Here is an 18,404-nt window from a genome sequence, read left to right as displayed (position 1 = left end):
CTCCATACCGTCTAGTTAGAACTTTTATTTTTGCGCCACAAGCATCCGTTTTTCTAGATCTTCTTTAATCTTTTCAATCATTTCGAGTACTTTGTCTCCTCGGAAAATTAATGAGGTTTCATAGCGACACCACTGACTATTAGGTTTTCGAACAGCCGAGAGCCAATTAAACGAACCTTCAATTAGCATATCCCTGTCGACCCAGAGGGCTTTACTATGCACTCGCTTCGTAATCACAACTTGTACGCCCCATGCGGTTAACATTTCTGTTGCCCTTATGAAGTGTGGGAATAATAGGCCATGGCGTTTATTCAGTGCCTCATCGGTATAAACCACAATTTCTATCCCTCTTCCAATGGCCTCCTTGCATACTGCTTCCAGTCCATCAGCATCCAATGCATTCGAAGACAAAAATGGAGAAACAATATGAACCTCCTTATTGGCAGTACGAATACTGTTAGCGAGTATGGTTCGATGCCCTTCTAGATCTTGAATATGATCAACAGGCAATGCAAGGCGCGTTTTGAAGTACAATGGCATCTCCACGTTTTGGATTTCCTGTTCTTCTGACGTAAACAGATAACGGGCTAATAGACCTGAAGGCGTATTAGCTAACGGATCGAAGATACGCATATCCCCAAACACTAAAAAGCTATCTTGTGCGCGAGAGACAGCCACATTCAACATGTTTACACCTGCATCAAAAAAGAGAGAAGATGCGGAATTCCCATCATAGACGGGAGAAAAGATAACTACGGGTCTTTCTGCACCTTGCAGTGCATGTACAGTCCCGACCGTAATATTTTTCATAGCTTTTAGTTCGGTTCTAGCCAACTTATCCAGTATCAATTTTTTTTGTTGGAAAAATGGCGTGATAATGGCTACAACCTGATCTATTGATTTCGATTCCGTTCCGTCCTTAGCATAAGGTTCAACCAAGAGATCCTGATTGCGATGAATCCAACTTACAATAGCATCTGCCTCTATCTCGTTATAATAGCTCCCATTTTTTCTCTTCGCGTCACCTGGGATATGGGCATATCCCATATGCGGCAAGTGGTAAGAAGACAGTGATGGTCTCTTTGGTTCAAGTCTTCCTTTGTATGCCAGTTCATTACAATAGTTAATAATATCCGGAACGCATCGACGATGCTCCACAAGCCACATCCCACCGTCGTGTTGAGATAACGTATATTTCGTCTTTCTTCTAGCTGCCAACATAACCGAACCGCCAGACGCCGTAATTCCTTTCTCGCTACTAAAATCAAATGCAACTTGCTCATTATTGACGACGCCGTATTCCATGAGATTCCCTACGTCTATAGCAACAGGAATATTCCAAATCGGTTCAATTTGTAGAATGTCACCTACAATCAACGCTTTCTTTGCCAGAGCAAATGACGCACCTGCCAGTTCCGGCGTTACTTGCCCAGCCTCGTCGATAATCAATGTATCTATGAACTCGTATAAATATCGGTCGCTTCCCTGCCAAGCTTTAAAAAAGGAAGGCACCATAAATAACGTCGTTACGAAGCACGGAGTGAGCTTAGCATAACGTCTCCATAGCTTTTGCTGACTATTGATTCCTTTCGTTTGCTTAAAGCTAGGATCATTTAACATGTCTCTTGTCTCTAATATCCAACGTCCTTCCCAGTAGTGAACGGCAAGCTTGAATGCTTCATATCTTAAGGTTCGATCCAGTAATGCTAATGGATCGTTATCGAGTCTGCCTTGCCCTTCTTCATCAGGAAAGTACATTAAGATTTCATCGATCATTTGATTTCTATGCTGATCTGAGCTTTGTCTAATAAGAGACAGTTGTTGCTCTTCTTGCTCAGCTACTCTACAGCTATCTTCGATATTCGAAATAACCTGTTGAAGATTGGCTATTGTTTGATTAAAGTAAGTTCTAACTTGTTCCTCACTAGCCGCATCATAGATTCCTTTAGATTCAAGAAACTTCCGATCTCTGTCGTTTTTGATCTTTCTAACGATTGGAATGAACAAAAACCATTTAAGCGGCCATTTGTTCATATAATCATTACATTCCGCGTGTAGTTCCTCCGTCGATTTTAACCCCAATTTATGTTTGTTAATTTGCTCTGCAGCTTGTTCTTTAACGACTGCTATGCCTTCGGGATACTTATTGTTTAGCTCTCCTTCGAATTGAAGTAGTCGATCATAAGTATCAATAATTTGCTCCATACGGTTCACACAATCGACTAGACTTTGATGAAGAAAATCAACTGCATCTTCTACTTTTACGAATTGTATACCGCTGAATCTAGTTGCATGCTCTAAATACTCGTAGGCAGCTTTAGATACATCATCTAAATTTTCTATACTTGCAAGTAGACCTTTCTTGCCAGAAGAGTCCATTTTAATTGTTTGCCAATGGGGTTTTAACTCTTTTTCTTTTTTTATGCTGGAAGCCAAATACGATCCGTATCCCTCTACTTGAGGTATCCACCGTCCTGCTAGAGGATGCTGAACCTCTTGTATTTTGGCGAAGCTTTCAATGACATTGGTTACGGGTTGATTATTAGAAGATGAAACCACCATAATTGGAGGCTCGCTCTGCTTTAACGCTGCTTCAATCCATGAAGTAGAAATGACACTCTGCAAAAAAGTCGTTTTTCCTGTTCCTGGTGGTCCATTAAGGGCTAATAACTCTCCACTTTCAATATTAACCCAGTTATGAATGGACTCTCTTTGTGATGCTGATAACGGGTATTGCTGACCCATCTGCCCATAGTGTCTGGATGATGTTCTAAAGGAATTCTCTAAGGACTCGGCTATTTGTTGAGGACGGTCTTCTATTGAGGCAAAATGGTTCAGCAGTGTCGTCGTCGGCTTGTTCTCTCGAATATGATCGTAGAGCAACTGTACAGCCGCAGTCGCTCCTGACATCTGCTCATTACACAAAATATAGGACTCTGTAGTTGGAATGTATTGCTCATGATTAAATTCATTTAGATCCATATCAGTTAGCTCAGAGAACATCTGAACGGTATGAGCCCAGTAGTCCTTCCAATTATCGGCTTTAAAAGGTTTTTCCGTAAGAAACTGATCGACTGCACTAAGTGTGCTAATAGGAAAAACGCCACTCAAACAAGGGTCTAAGTAGTCCCTTGGAATCCATGGATTTTTCTTATTCGCTACTAGTAAACAACCGTCCTTATTAAGAAGGGCTGGTACCCATAAGGGAGTCAGCGTTTCTGGGTGATTGCCTTTGCTTCTGCTGTGTTCTTTTTTGATGTAAGCAATAATGGGACACAAGAGAACCGGAATTGAAGATATTTGATTATTTTTATAATTTTGCCCAAATAGTTTAACTGTGGTTTCGTGGGGAACTGTCCCAGTCTTAATATTATCCAAATCTATTAAAATAGAACTTTTTTTCATATTATCGAAATTCGGATTCAATCGGTCAGCATCGGCTAAACTGTTGCGCCAGTAATCTAATGTGTTCATCGTTTATTTAACCCATCCCTTATTTAGGTAAAATTACCCTTATGGAAATTAAATTCTCCACCGTTCTACACAATCCTGCAACTACTGACAAAATTGGAAAAGCCGCAGCTTGGAGCTGCGGCTTAAATCACTAACTCATCTATATTCTTTACTTTCTTCATGTGTTGATTGTTACCTAATGTTTGCAATTCAACATCCTCAAAAACGGAACATCCGCTGGAGCAAACGTATACTCCACGAACTCCTCCGTCCTAACCCACCTGCAGTCATCATGATCCGTCAGCATGATCTCCCCGCTTACAAAGCTCGCTTTATATGCGATGAGCTTGATCGTCACCGTTCCGTAATCATGCTCATTGGCGCCGACATACGCATAAGGCTCGATCGTAATACTCATCTCTTCCAGCAGCTCTCTCCGCAAGCAGTCCTCCGGCGATTCGCCCGACTCCAGCTTTCCGCCGGGAAACTCCCACATGCCCTCCTGCGACTTCCCTTTGGCTCGCCGCGCAATCAGTATTCGACCCGCTTCGTCTTCGATAATGGCAGCTGCGACTTCTATCATTTCCGTTCACATCCTATACAATCACTTTGTTAGCTATCGGCACCAGCATCTAATCTTTATGAATATTTATGTCATACATTGGAGGTACTTTATTATAGTTTTTTCTTACACTAAATAAACCATCCCACTTGAATAGAAGTTTCGGAAATATTTTGTTCATAGATTTTCTTAATAAGCTTTGCTTTATATTTGATGATAAAATAATATACTGCATATTAAACAAAGCTAAAAACAAACTTGCCAATACACTCATTACAAAAATTATTAAACTAATAACCCAAAAGTCTTTTGGAAAGAGCCCCAGCCCAAGTAACCTGAAAAAACCTGAGAAATAAAGAAGAATTGCGGAAGTAACAATAGCTCCATTTGCTGTTTCATGTAAAAATTTAATGGATTCAAAATATAATTTCATCCAGTAAGGTTTTGCTTGAATATACTGCTGCCACTTGAAATCACGATATAATAAATTCACAGAATTCATATATCCAGATTTCACCTCATAAAAGATTACTTCTTCGAATTCATACCAAACATCTTTCCAAACACTTGAATCCCGTGTTAGTTTGAATTGTTGATACTTATTGCTCAATTCATAAAATGATTGCATTAGACCTAAATTGCCCAATTTATAAACAGAAGTAACATCTGAGGCGTACTTATCAAAAAATGAATCCATCATCTTTTCCCTGTCTATTGGTTTTACCATTTTAGATATAATTCTACTTATTTCATGAAACATAGGGCTATATACTTCTTTCAGACTCTCTTGAGTTAATTGCATTATTCTATCATTTTTCTTACTTCTAACGCCATACATATAGCCAAGACTAACAGAAATTACTGCTGCTAATACAGGTAGGTATTTACTGAAATCTATTTCCATACATCAATCACCTTGACTTTCAAAATATCTCAGAAGTTTAATTCCAATTAAAGCTCTATTCATAATAATCAATAGCGAACGGAAACTTCCAGTTGCGAAAATCATTCCGGCAGACATTTTTTCTTAATCCAACTGGCTACAAAGAATATTCTGACTTAATTATCTCTAACAGTTGTTTTGCCGTTTGTTCGTCTAATTGTAAGGTCTGGCTTACTGAATTGGTGTGTACTCGTTCCTTTGAACCGTAAGTATTAATTTGAATATACTTCTTCCCATTCTGGACTACAACATTGTAAGTAGCTTCTGCCTCTGATTGCAATCGGGAATTTCTTGAGATTTTGCTTAGGTTCCTGATTAATGCCATGATATTTCCTCCAAGTTAATATATTTTTAATCCCTTAAACGAACCCCCATAACCGTCGCCAAATCCACTTGTTCATGATCTAACTCCACTTTAACGGCGCCTTGTCGCCTCTGCTCACGCCATGCTGTTAGATCTTCATCCGATTCTAGCTTAAGCTCGGCAATTTCTAGTGCTCGATCAAATATATATTTGGATGTGTACAGTAATGAGTATATTCCCCTGCCTCCAGGGGCAATGGGTTGCTCGCGTTTGACCCAACTCTCTACTGTGAACTTCACATACAACTTTTCCTCTGTTCCCCTTCGAGCAGGCCGTTCCAATATTTCCTTTCGTTTCAGGACCCGCCAATTAACCACTTTGCCGTACCAGTTCACACCTACGTCTCCTCGAGCAAGAAACTGATTTCGTGACTGATAGAGGGCTACATATTCTAGCTGTGTTAATAGGGTATGATCGGAGATGTTCTCCAACGGAACGTGATAATATCCGTATTTCAGCGCATCTTCAAGCTGTGACACTTCTCTGAGCGACCCAACCAACATATTTTTCCCTATAAGTTTATTCCGATAATATTCCTTCGTTCCCCTCGGACGAGTCGAGCGTTCATAAGCCTTTTCTGGGCTATCCATAATAATTTCATCTAAGAAATCCTCCATGAGTTTCGTGGAGTTAGGCAAAAATGGGAATGCGCCAACGTTAATCATCTCAATACTCTTATAAAACCGATGTTCTCGGAATTGTTCCTCATTATGATGAGGAAACAACACGTATGCACCAAACATACTTCGTTCGAGTTCACGACTCTGCGCGTCGGTATATACAATCGCATCTCGGTAGCGATGCATCGTGTTAATATCATCTTCCTCTGGACCCGGTATCTTGTACTTATTGTAATAAGGCGTACCCTCGTAAGCCGGATTCAGACGATACTTAGCATCGAATATATATTTATATTCGGCTGCGGAATCATTTTTTCTAAGCGTAAGGACATTATCCGGCTTCTGCCCCAATGTCTCGCTATGATCGCCCTTCGGTAATGCATTATAGTAAAGGGTGAATATCTCACCGTTCTTTGGATTTCGATAAACCATCCTTGCCTGCTGTGACTTATCCAATGTCACGAATACTCCTGTTCGGTTTACCTTAATGATGTCTTGCTTCAACAACTCATATTTCCGACCGAGGAGATCATGGATCTTAAGGAAGCACCAATATTCATACAATTGAGCTAAGTCTTTCATAGATAAACGGAACAAATCACTTTGAATGGACAAGCCTTTCATCAACATTAAATAATTTCGATAGACCTCTCGATACCCCGGAGCCATCTGTAACACAAGGGATACCGAAAGTTGTCTCATCTCCCCGACATTCAAGAAATCCAATCTCATAAGTCGTTGCAATTGCGTTTGCATAGAATTCAGGCGTTTAGCCAATAGCGGATCTTGGAGACGATTTTTTTCGGTTAGACGAACTTTTAAATCTTTTAGTTTCTTGGAAATACGTAGCAGTACCCATCGGACAAGCCGATTTTCCATCGTGTCGTAATTGACCTGACGTTTCGTCTCAAGCACATGACTTGGATAAAACTGCTTATTGTTCAATGGAATAAACCCGAGCTTTTCATCCTGCACAAGGAGCTGTGGCCGCTTGGTTAGGTAGGCTATATTCTCCCTGCCGGCTTTCTTCACCCGTGCTGCTTCCACTACCTGCTTCTCGTGCTCAAGCTTAGAATGAGGTGCAGTTTGGATTCGCTCCACAGCATGGACCAGTTGATCGAACACATGCTGAAGAATAGTAAAAAACTCGGTTAAGCTTTGGTTGCGTGTTTCCTTTAACCCAGTGAGATTGTAAGTCTTCCTCAAGAAATCAAAGGACAGATTATAGATTTGTTGATTCACATCGGAAAGAATCATTTGATAGTCCTGCTTATAATCGATCTTTGAAGGAAAAACTTCAAGTTGCAATTGAAATATGGACAGCCCATTTAAACGAAGCTCCAGCTCTGTGAGTCCAACTTCGTTTTGAAAATTCAACAAACCGGAAATAATCATTTTCCCTAATGGTTTAACGGCCTGCCGAAGATAGACATTATCATGGTGAAAGGATAATGCCATATCTTCTTTTTTCTCGATCACCAACTCGTAACTTTGTGTTTCAAAAAAGATAGGAAAACTCTGATCTCCAGTTTGCCAGTTTGATAGCTCTCTTAGCTCCGGATTAAATACAGAAATGCTCTCAATAGTTAGGGATGATGAAAGAGAGGATACCTGTAACCCGGCAGCCACCCATTTCTCCTCACTTGTTCTATGTAATTGTAACGACTCCACTGTTGGATGGAACGGCTTGCCTTGAATATACAAATTAAAAAGACTCGTCTCCACACGTAGAAGTTCGACACTTGGATTATGAGAGCCAGTATGAGGTGAAACCATCTTCCTCTAACCTCCGCAGCATAAACGCAATTTTCCGGGCAGTTTGCGGATGTTTGGCCGCTTCTTCCGTCTGGCTTGCACTCCATTTCATATATAGATCTGAGGAATCTTCCATTAGCTCTGCTATCGGTAAAGTCTTTCCCAGTGCTCCCTGCATCAATTGTAACAACACGCGTTTTACAGAAGAGCTACTTCCTTGAACACGAGGCAAAATCTTCTGAAGCAGTTGCAAATCAAATGCCGCATCCTCGCTTAACAACTGGAACCGTTCATTGTAAATCATGTAAAAGCAGACCGCATCCCGAATCCTAAATCCGACATGGGAATGAATCTCTTCTAGAATACTGTTAATTTTAACTAGCTTTTCAGTTGTTTTCTGGACCAAATCTTTGTAATCTTGATAAACATCAATCAACTGCAGGTACTCACTCCTTAAGAAGGAATTACCTGCTTGAGATGCTCCTGCGACATTCGAGAAACCGACTTCATCTGGAAACTGACCTAGATTAATGTAATTAAACTCAATCGTATTCGCGCGATCAAGCACCTTTTTGCTGAAAGGATGCGTGGTCTCATCCATATTCACAGTTCCAATCAAATAGACGTTATCCGGAAGAGACAAATTTCCATATAGTGATTGATCTTCATGCCTTAGAGAATCCTTATGGATCAAAGGGGAGGTTACAATATGCTCGTTTTGCCATTCTTGGGTCTCGATAATACTCAGCATATCGCTGAAATAATGCTCCACTCTAGCCAAATTCATTTCATCCAGACATATAAAATACGATTTATGGCGATTGCCTGATTTTGATGCCTCAACCAGTACATCTGCCAATTGTCCCGGACGATATGCTCCCGATAAATCTTTGTAGCCCAGCAGATCGGACGGATCGCTCCAATCCGGCCTTACAGGGATAAGTGAGAACTGTTTATTTAGACTAGTGGCACCTAGAGCCTCTGCGAATAACTTAACAAGCTTAGTTTTCCCCGTTCCTGAAACACCGGCGAGAATAACAAAGGGTTTGGTTTTAAATGACAAATAGAGGTTCTCGATTAATGATCCTGGATAATGAAAACCTTTCTGAGCGATATAATCTTTGATGTGCTCAATGCGTTCAGAAACAGTTAATGTATCCAACGTCTCATTCTCCTTATCCCCTTGAATAATGTACTTGTCTCCCTGTTTCTGAACGAATGCCAACTCTTCTAGCCAATTCAGCATGAATCTAGATCTATTCTCTTGGGTGACCTTCCCCCAGTCTTCCTGCAATTGCATCTCAGAAATAAACTTCTCGTTAAATTGTTCTAAGGAAAATTCACTTAAGTTTCGGGCGATTATTATTGCCATATTTATTGCTTTAATTAGGTTGCTGCTACTGCTCACATCGTTATTGTTATCAGCTAGAATCTGTCTAAGAAGCTCGACTTGTTCTGAGCTAAGCCTCCATGGATTAGAATCCATGGCGTTAGCATATTGGATACCTAAGGGTGTAAAAGAATAATGACCATTATCAATACGAATAAGACCGAGCTCCAATAATGCCCGACCAATATGTTGGATCCGCTCTTTTGGGTGCTTCACATCATCTCCCGAAATCAGAACAGATGATTGATTGGCTGTTAATTCATCTAACGCGATAGAGGTCGGAAATTCTTTTCCGAGATAGGCGATGATTCCTTGGGACAAATAGAGATGAGCCATTGTGTATTTAAATGTTGCAATTGATGGCGATACCGGATTTGACATCTTTTCTACGTAAAGTTTGTAATTGGCCATCATATTTTCCAAATCTGCGATTAGTTGTTCTTCATCAGGGATATGATTGCGCTCATATCGTAAGTATGCAATAGTAGACACTTGGTAATCCCGTCCCAGACCACTAGATGTCAGGTGAATATGTTCATCCTTTTGCATGTTTTCAAGTGGCAGGAGCTCACGAATTTCCTGGACTTTTTGTTGAAGGTATTGATACCCCTCTCTCTTGCCACGATCTTTAAGCGGAACGGTAACCCCTTGAGCCAACGTCAAATAGACCGAGCTCATATCCTCGGCAAACAAATAAACCACATATTCACCATGCTGTGTGGTATCAGTAATACGCTTATCCAGAACTGCAAGCCAGGGAATATTGGCCCAGTTCCCCTGACCAATAGAACCTTGTACCTTATAGTTATCATCAATGAAGGATAGTTTCTTCAAATTTGTTGGAAGGGTTTGTCTGAGTAATGTACCGAGTTGATGACTTGAGAATGGCTGTGTTTTTGCACTTATGTAACCATTCATAATTTGAGTTAGTGATTGATTAAGTGATACTGGTGCAGCTAAATTACTATTATAATTATCCAATTCAACCCGAGCGTATCTCTGCAATTCATCCATAGTTTCTTCGTTTAGCTTATCCCAAATAGTTGACTTAAACGAGATAGTTATTCCTCCGTTGCTTTCATCAAGTATTGAGGATAGTGCTTTAATCGGCGTGTAGAGTAGCGATTTGGTTTGACTCTGCGTAAATTCAATCCAGCTTGCAGCTACACCACTCGGAGGGGAGTCTACTTTATTCCCTACTTCGATGTTATTTTGAAAATATGCTAAGAAACGCTTAGCTACATCATCGAGTGATATTGCTTGATTATGAGTGGCTCGATACTCATCTATTATTGAAAGTACAAGGACCATTTTATAGGACTTTTGTTTGCTTCTAAATATTGAAGATAAATCGGCGGAAAGTGGCATGATTGTGTCCTCCAGATCTAATGATGCAAATAAGTGACCTCTAAATATAAGCGTTAAGAACCTCGGAATATTAATGATAAAGCCTATTTAGGCTATCATATAGCCCCTTCCAATCAGGCATCTACCACCTCTATGAGATAGATTCTATCTTTGAATCCACCACGCTTCATAGCTTTATTAGTACGGATCTGCTCTAATTCTTGAACGGTAACTCCATTCGTTTCCGCGAGAGCGTATATGACTTCTAGCATGTCGGCCAATTCCTCGGAGGCTTCACTGCCACTCTGCGCTTCTATGAATTCGTTTGTTTCCTCTTTCAACTTCGCAAGCAGCTCCGTCTTATATTCATCTTTCTCAAGAACACGAGTTGTGAAAGACATTTCTTGCTTGGTTATGATCTCTGGAATCAGGTCTCGGACAAGTTTGTTGTAATTGGTCATAAGGACTGATACCCCTTCTATTCCGTCGTTTTTGCTAATCGCTCCATCAAATATTTTTGAAGCTCTTGGTCCCTGCAATAAATGTAACAACCTTTTATTCCTCTAGACATCAGGATTTTGTAAATGTTCTTGATGAGAGAATTAAGCCTGACTGGATCGTCCTTCAGCCCTTTTTTCCCAGTTTTGTCTTTGTAGTCTTTGTAATCAGAATATATTGTACCTGTAGCAGCATCGTACCTCAGGTCGTTCCCGATGATGACGCCGACATAATCAAACTCCAGTCCTTGTGTCGTATGAACGCAGCCGACCTGATTGATGCCATCGGGGTGGATCGCCCATGACTCGCGAATTGCATAGCCGTTCCATGGCATTCTAAAGTCATGCTCCTCCAATATTACATCCTCAATTTGTCCATTCGCGTTACCTTGCTTTGGTGGTGTCCAACTCCATGCATACCCGGCTAATAGGCGTGCTTTGTGTCCATTTTCTTGTTTATCTTTAATCAGATCGTACAAACGATGTGGCGTGTCAACAATCCTGAAGTCAAAAAACTCCTTATCCCACCCATTAAAATTACCTGTGTTCTGTATGCCTAGAACATCATCAACCCAATTTAAGTAACCTTCTGCACCCGCGCACCTGAATTGAGCGTGTAACGAGTATTCATGGATTTCTGAACCAAGCTCCTTGGCAATTCTTTTAACTTCCGCTACCGTACCAATATCGTCTGGACGAATCCTCTGAATATCATCAATAAAGAATACGCTCGTTTTTGCGCTTTTTACAATATCTTCAATCTGGTTTTGTCCCATATACATATAGGCGCCTTTACCCTTCAAGCGATGCGCTTCATCTACAATAAGGACATCGAATTGATCGGACGCTGTCTCAACAAAGCTTCCTGACCCCATAAATAAGCTCTTCGTTCTCATCTTCGATCTAGAGCTTTGTTTCGTCAGCATCTCTACCATTACATTCCGAAAAGAAGAGTTAGGCGCAACGAATTTGGTATTCAAGCTATGACGTAGCAAGCCACCAAGCGCATTCATTGATATGACGGATTTCCCTGTACCAGGGCCACCTTTGATGATGATTGTCCTTTTTTTATCCTGTTTCTTAGCTAGTGCCACGATTGTTTCATAGGCAACTTTCTGCTCGTCGAGCAGGACAAAATCCGAATTCCCCTCGAACAAAGCATTGATGTGATCTACCAACGACTTAGAAGGAGTAATTTTCCCGTTCTCTATTTCATATAAGAGCTGCATTCCTTTGCCCTTACCAACATATTTGAAAATGAACTCTTGCAGCTTCTTCGTTTCATGGGATAAGAATAGAGGTGCCTCCGCGATCGTTTTCTCATATTGCTCCGATTTGAGCGGTTCCGGATTTTTTTCGCGATAATTATGCAGAAAAGCCACGGAGTGCGCTGTGACATCTTGGTTATAAACGGCGGTATTCATGTCGACGATGAATTGTCTATAGGACCATGCTTGATAGGACGGATGCGTGGTTTCTCTCACACCGCCGTTAATCGATGTTTTGACGATATCTTCTTTTTCCGTCGACCAAGCTTCTTCCCACTGCTTAAGCTCCACAATAATGAAATTTCGGTTCTGCTTGTCATCCCGACCTGCGATGATAAAATCAATCCGTTTGCTTGTAGCCGGAATATTGTATTCGATCATGACCCCGCAGTCGTCGGCTACTTTCGAGTTGCGAATAATCCGCTCCATGAACTGCATGGAATTGTTCCAAGAGCGCCATTCCGAAACGGAAGGACGCTTTCCTAACTTTTCGATAAATGCGGTTTCTATATTAACAGCTATTTTATTATCATCCACTGCCTCTTTAAAGTCGGCAACAGAACTGCTGTATACAATCATTGGGCACCTTCTTAATCTAAGTGTAATGGTATAATTCGACAATTTAATATAAAGGTCCTTCTCATAGACAGAGATTGGTCTTTGAGGAATTGCCCTCTATTGAAAAAGAGCCGAACGGATGTCGGGAAGTTGACTGATATCCATTCGGCTCTTGGTATAATCACTTTTCTAGCTGCAAATCAACACTGTCTCGCTCAGAGGATTCAATAACTGCAATTGACTTCACATTGGATACGACACGGCCATTGATGTATGCGTCCAAAACGATTTAAGCAACAGGAGGAATCTATATCCTGTTCAGCAATACGAAATCATCTCTTCTTCGAATGTACATTTAGGGTTTGCGATATTGAATTTATCTACTAAAAAGAAGGCTGCAGCCGCAGCCCTCTCGTTTTAAAAAATTTTAATATCTTTCTATTCAAAACGATCATTTTTTTGAAAATCACCGCAGTGCATATCATTACAAATATCGAACAGATCCAACACCATATTAATGATTTGGTGTTGGGTCAATTTATTAAAATCTAGAATTAAAAAATTAAAATTAATTGTCCTTGCTTTGTTCAATCCATTCGGATATCTCACCCATTAATTCTGAGAATCCAGTGATTTGGTCTTGATCTATCTCTGGGAAAAGCTGAATAAATGTAAATGGGTGCTCCTCTTTTTTTACAGGCGCTTCTCGATCTCTTGAATATACACAAAGAACTCTGTCAACTACCGGACGTCTATAACTTACTGCCGTATGTTCGCCTCGGTAAAATATCGTGTTGTATTTGGATAATTGCGAATATACGTTACTCGAATAATTGTCATTATGAAGCGCTTTGTATCTCCGGTGTTTCGCATCCATTGCAAGCGTAGAGAGAAATACGGAAGAATGTTCCTCTTTCCTGTATAAATCAACACGGATATCAGGCTGGATTAGACGAGGAGAATAGAAAAGATCATCCCTGGTTAAAGTATCTCCCCGCATGTAGATCATTTTGTCATACCATATATGAACGATTAAATTCTCTTTTTCTAACTCTATTCCAAACCCGGAAGGCATTTCCCTAAAATCATCCAGAGTATAAGAATTTCGCATAGAAAAGCCATCCCGCCGCAATATCTCTACCACCTGAAAATATACAAACTGTTCATATACTTTCCAGGTAGGCTTTAGAATTTGGACGATATGGTTGCTCTTGTTTTCACCAACGAGCGTTTTTCTACTTTGCTCATATAAATCACAAATAGTCCGATAGTTTCGATCTTTCAACTGCGGCTTCCTTTGTGCCCTACTTAATTCTGATAACCCAGTTGAAGAGAGCACATATCCGAAACGGCCATGTAAATTTTGAAGTAGATCTATCCATCGTGTCAACACTAGTAACTGCTTTTCTGCTTTCTGTATTTCATCATCCAATCGAAGAGTAATGGATCGCATCGAATCTTTTGATTCTTGCGAAACTTCCCTCTCATTCAGCCAGTATCGCTTGCGCTCTTCATTACGTTTTTTTTCTTCCTCATTGTTTCGAATCGCTGCCTGTTGTTTCTTGCAATCGCTATGTATCTCCCGCTCGACTTGATTTAGCTCGGTTTTCCAAGATGAAATCACGTGCTTGATCCATCGATTAGCAGGGAGATCTAAGGTAAGAGTCTTCTTTTTATTAAGATCAAACGCAGAAGCTCGCATTTCCTTCCAACGCAAGCTTTTATGATCTACCTTACGCTGGTATGGGTTGATTATATACTCAGTTCTTACTTCTGAGTGAAGGTTTCGCTCCAAATAATTAAGCGCAGCATAGAGCCTGTCCTTTTCATTCATAAGCCTCAGCACATAGTCATAATACGTTTTTGAATTCAGTAGTTCATACTCATTACCTGTTGATTTACTGGTATATACAAGTTCGTAACATATTCCCACGATCTCTTGCTCTAAGACCATGTGCATATGCTGTACTTGTTCTGACGAAAGATGAATAGGAGAGACCAGTATCGCAGAAGCATAAATGATATCATCATAGTGAACTTCAAGATAATAAACGCCAAGCCTCCATGGAAACATCTGATTTTTCTCATGATTAAAAAGGTAATTCATATCACCTTGGTGCGATACTGAGATTGCAAGATCCACCTGTTTTCCTTCATCATTATAAGTACTGCTTTCAATAATAAGCTTTGACTGGGGGTCTAGCACAAATCCATCTCTTGGATAGAGCCTAACACCAATTCGAACGCTTTCTTTTACTTGTACAAAATCTCGAATGGATTTTGGCGACACACCGCCTCTATTCCAAAACTCTTTTACTGATTTCGTATTTTGTGGCGTATCATCGGTAAAAAACTCTACAACAAAAGGTAATGATTCTGCACTATAAAGCATACCCGTTCCTCGTCAATTCTTTCGCTTTTTGCTCAAGGAAGCTTAATGATGCTTTAAAATCATCTTCACCGTTGGAGGCGGAACGCTCTTCTAGAAGCAGACGAGTGATATATCCCCATTGATATTTATTAATGTCCAAGTCGTAGGTTCCAACGAGCTCTTGAATTTGTTCCCGATGACCTCTTATTTTAGTTAAAATGCGCTGCTTGATCTGGTAATCAAACGCTGTTTTTCTAGTTACAAAAGGGTTTCCTTCGCTGACTTCCGGAATATTGGATAAGTATTTACCTATCCCTTTTGCTATACGAAAGCTAACACCGATTTGAGAATCATACTCACGCATTAATTCATGAAGCCGGTCTAAAAGGGATATTTCACTCTCCTCCAGACGCGATTCATTGTTTACCCAGTAGTCTCGATAGGTATCTCGATTAACATTAAGTTCCATGTCAAAAGAAGAGATCCCTTCTTCTTTTTCCCCCATGGCTTGTCCAAACGCTGTTTTTTCAAGAAAAATGACATTCATCCTATCGAGCATCCTGTTGGAGAAATCTTTTGTTGTTTCATCGAAATTTGCGGTACCGACAAACAGCACATTATCAAATATATTGATCCCGTTTTGCAGTTTCCGATTGTGACAAATTGCATCTTTACTGAAAACGCGAAGTGTTCGTTGATCCTTAGGCATTTCAAGGAGCGAGATGAACGGCGAAAAATAATGCTCAACTTGACCCAAATTCATCTCATCAAAAAGTACCATATGCAATTCGTTTTTATTATTACTTGCCCTTTCCAGAAACGAAACAAGACCAGTCTCGCTTTCCATGAACAGACCCAGCTGATGATTTAAATAGCCAAGGATATCAGAAGGTTCTGTATAAGAAGGCGAAATCGGAACAACCAATAAATTTTCATCTTTTTTAAGCCCTAGTGCTTTGGCATAAAGCAGTGCGAGTTGCGTCTTACCTGTTCCACTCATCCCGCCAAGGACAGCAATATTCTCTGTTTTTAATGCTGTATGAAAGTTCACAAGTGCTTCTTCTTCCTGATATACCAGACCTTCTTCTGCTGAGTAATGCTTAAGCCTCGCAATAAAATCTGCCTCGGATAATGTGCGTAGTGGCTTCGACGCTGTTCGATCTTTCTTTTCTTCTTTTTTCGGATGCGAGGCCTCTTCTTGAATAATGCTGCTTCCACGCTGATCAAACAAGTCCCGAAGATCACTAGCATATTTCGCCGTTATAAATCCAAGTTCTCGGTATGCACACTTAATGTGATCCCAAAAATTTTCAATCTCACTAACAGACAATCTCTTAACGGATTGAGGTTTCATTGCGTAATATAGATTGTTGTTATTGCCTGTGACCAAAACATCTTGCTCAGGTATAAAGTATAAGTATCCATCGCATAGTATGAATTCAGGTATTTCCATATAGATGGGGTAATCAGGCAACTGCACTGGTGCTTTATCTAGAAGCGACCTTTCAAATCTTGCAGCAGGAACACCTTTTTTCACCTGAGGGATTACCACATAATCATTTGCTTCATTTTTATCATCGGACACTAAAACAATTTCAAAATTATAATGAAATTTGTGTACAGGATCGTTTCTAAAGTTTAATTTTGGCTTGAATAGAATCAATTTCCCTTCCAAATGTTCACGTAAAAATTGCACCTTGTCTGCTTGTTCATAGTATTTGATACTCTGTAGGTAACGGCTGTTAAAATCATCAAAAGACACATAGCATTCCTTTGGACTTTTGCCCAAATCATCCTTTAGCAATTTCGGTTCGTCGCTAACTGCCTGCAAATAAAATACAACATTATTTTCGTTTCGCTGGCTAATAGAAACTGCTCTTCGTTCCCTACCTAATGCTGGTATTCTTTCTGGATCTGATTCGTCTGCCAATCGACCTAATATATAACAACTACTGATCTCTCGTTTTACTTTTTCGTTTATTTCAATTGAACTCATAGCATATATTCCTCCGTCATATCCTTTTCAATAACTTGTATGTATTGTTTCAGAAGTTCTATATAATCGTTATACTCTTCGAAGTAAAACTCGTTTTCGTTAAGAAAATTTTTAATAGTTAACCAGTCCTGTGTATTCTTAAAGGATTGCCGATCAATAAACCAAACTTTATTTTTAAGTATTGCAATGGTTCCATTTTGTTTCTCTTTTAGCAAATCTTTTTTTGAAATAATGGAATTTCGAAAAATTTCTTTGATTCGCAGGTCCGGGCTATCTGTAACGATAATCGCATTTTTTGATGGAGGAACCAATTCCTCAAACAATTCATTAATCTTTTCCGTATGTATTCGTTTTTTTCTCTCGTTTTCTCGTTCATTCTGTATAATTTGTAATTCAGTTTTGCTATTTTTTAAAGCCTTGTCCGTCATTACGATTGTATCAGTAAGGCGCACTATCTCACCTTGTAAGTTTTTCTTTGCTTCTTCAAGTTCGATCATTAGTCGTGAACATTGTTCGTTTGTCGCAGCCATCTCAATTTTTGTTTGCGTAAACGCTTCCGTGATTAGGTTCTCTTTCTCTTTTACATACATAGTAAATGCAATTTGCTGGAATCGCTCTTGTTCCGGTAGCATTGCTATAACGGCAAGAAATTGCTCAAACGAATCAAGCGAAGCAATGTAGTTCAGTTTCGACCTTTCGTTTTCTTTTTCTTCAAGCCTCACCTTTATTGCTTCCCACTTTTCACTTGCTCCAATTGATCCTATAAACCCGGTATATTCATCTGTCGTCGGATAAAGCAGACCTTTACTAATCCTCATGATCGCCTTATTCACCATCTCTTCTTCGTTAATAACAAATATTTCGTGAAAGAGTGGTTTTTTCTCTACTGCATTTTTTTTGATCGCGTCAAAGTGATCTAAATACATGTCGTTATGCCATTCATAAATAATAGCAAACTTCTGGTATACTCGAAGCTGTGAACAATCAAGTTCCATTGCAAACTCATCGAAAGGCAAGCTTTTCCAACTATCAGGTATCTGCTCTTTCGCATCTTCAGCTACTTCAGCGTAAAACAAATGCATCGGAATTTTACCTCGTATCGCTTTTCTTGCACCGATCCCTTGAACTAACGCTGAAGTGACAACAGCCCGCAATTGTTCAACCGGGCGAGTTGAAAGCTTATCTTTTCGAAACCCGTCAATCGATAAATTAAACATGTTGCATATATGAAGTAGGTCAGATTTTAATAACAGACGCGGCATCCATTCGCTCTCATGCAT

Annotated in this window: 10 protein-coding genes; all 10 read right to left on the bottom strand. The window is 40.0% G+C overall.

Translation table 11 applies throughout. From position 1 onward, the window contains the following. Window positions 1-24: 24 nt before the first annotated feature. On the bottom strand, window positions 25-3,474 hold the full coding sequence (locus tag V8F51_RS19285; RefSeq protein ID WP_337102018.1) for an AAA domain-containing protein: 3,450 nt from the start codon (window positions 3,472-3,474) through the stop codon (window positions 25-27). Between the two features lie 175 nt (window positions 3,475-3,649). Continuing rightward, the gene (locus tag V8F51_RS19280) at window positions 3,650-4,036 is read right to left on the bottom strand and encodes a (deoxy)nucleoside triphosphate pyrophosphohydrolase (protein WP_337102017.1); all 387 of its coding nucleotides are present in this window, start codon (window positions 4,034-4,036) and stop codon (window positions 3,650-3,652) included. A 49-nt stretch (window positions 4,037-4,085) separates the two neighbouring features. Beyond that, entirely contained in the window at window positions 4,086-4,919 is an 834-nt protein-coding gene (locus V8F51_RS19275) for a hypothetical protein (protein WP_337102016.1), read from the bottom strand. A gap of 390 nt (window positions 4,920-5,309) precedes the next feature. Beyond that, window positions 5,310-7,718 carry a restriction endonuclease-like protein gene (locus tag V8F51_RS19270; protein ID WP_337102015.1) on the bottom strand — a complete coding sequence of 803 codons (2,409 nt, stop codon included), beginning with the start codon at window positions 7,716-7,718 and terminating at the stop codon, window positions 5,310-5,312. Continuing rightward, entirely contained in the window at window positions 7,690-10,455 is a 2,766-nt protein-coding gene (locus V8F51_RS19265) for an MrcB family domain-containing protein (RefSeq protein WP_337102014.1), read from the bottom strand. Before V8F51_RS19265 ends, V8F51_RS19270 begins: the two co-directional genes overlap by 29 nt. A gap of 113 nt (window positions 10,456-10,568) precedes the next feature. Next, window positions 10,569-10,895 carry a nucleoside triphosphate pyrophosphohydrolase gene (locus V8F51_RS19260; RefSeq protein ID WP_337102012.1) on the bottom strand — a complete coding sequence of 109 codons (327 nt, stop codon included), beginning with the start codon at window positions 10,893-10,895 and terminating at the stop codon, window positions 10,569-10,571. Window positions 10,896-10,912: 17 nt separating this feature from the next. Beyond that, window positions 10,913-12,778, bottom strand: coding sequence for a DUF2075 domain-containing protein (locus tag V8F51_RS19255; protein ID WP_337102011.1), 1,866 nt, complete (start codon window positions 12,776-12,778; stop codon window positions 10,913-10,915). Between the two features lie 547 nt (window positions 12,779-13,325). Next, on the bottom strand, window positions 13,326-15,149 hold the full coding sequence (locus V8F51_RS19250) for a hypothetical protein (protein WP_337102010.1): 1,824 nt from the start codon (window positions 15,147-15,149) through the stop codon (window positions 13,326-13,328). Next, window positions 15,139-17,124, bottom strand: a complete 1,986-nt coding sequence (locus tag V8F51_RS19245; protein WP_337102009.1) for an McrB family protein — start codon at window positions 17,122-17,124, stop codon at window positions 15,139-15,141. Before V8F51_RS19245 ends, V8F51_RS19250 begins: the two co-directional genes overlap by 11 nt. Continuing rightward, window positions 17,121-18,404, bottom strand: coding sequence for a hypothetical protein (locus tag V8F51_RS19240; protein WP_337102008.1), 1,284 nt, complete (start codon window positions 18,402-18,404; stop codon window positions 17,121-17,123). Before V8F51_RS19240 ends, V8F51_RS19245 begins: the two co-directional genes overlap by 4 nt.

Origin of the sequence: Paenibacillus sp. YIM B09110 (assembly GCF_037167145.1) — a bacterium.
Classification (GTDB): Bacteria; Bacillota; Bacilli; order Paenibacillales; family Paenibacillaceae; genus Pristimantibacillus.
This window is presented reverse-complemented; position numbering and strand designations above follow the sequence as displayed.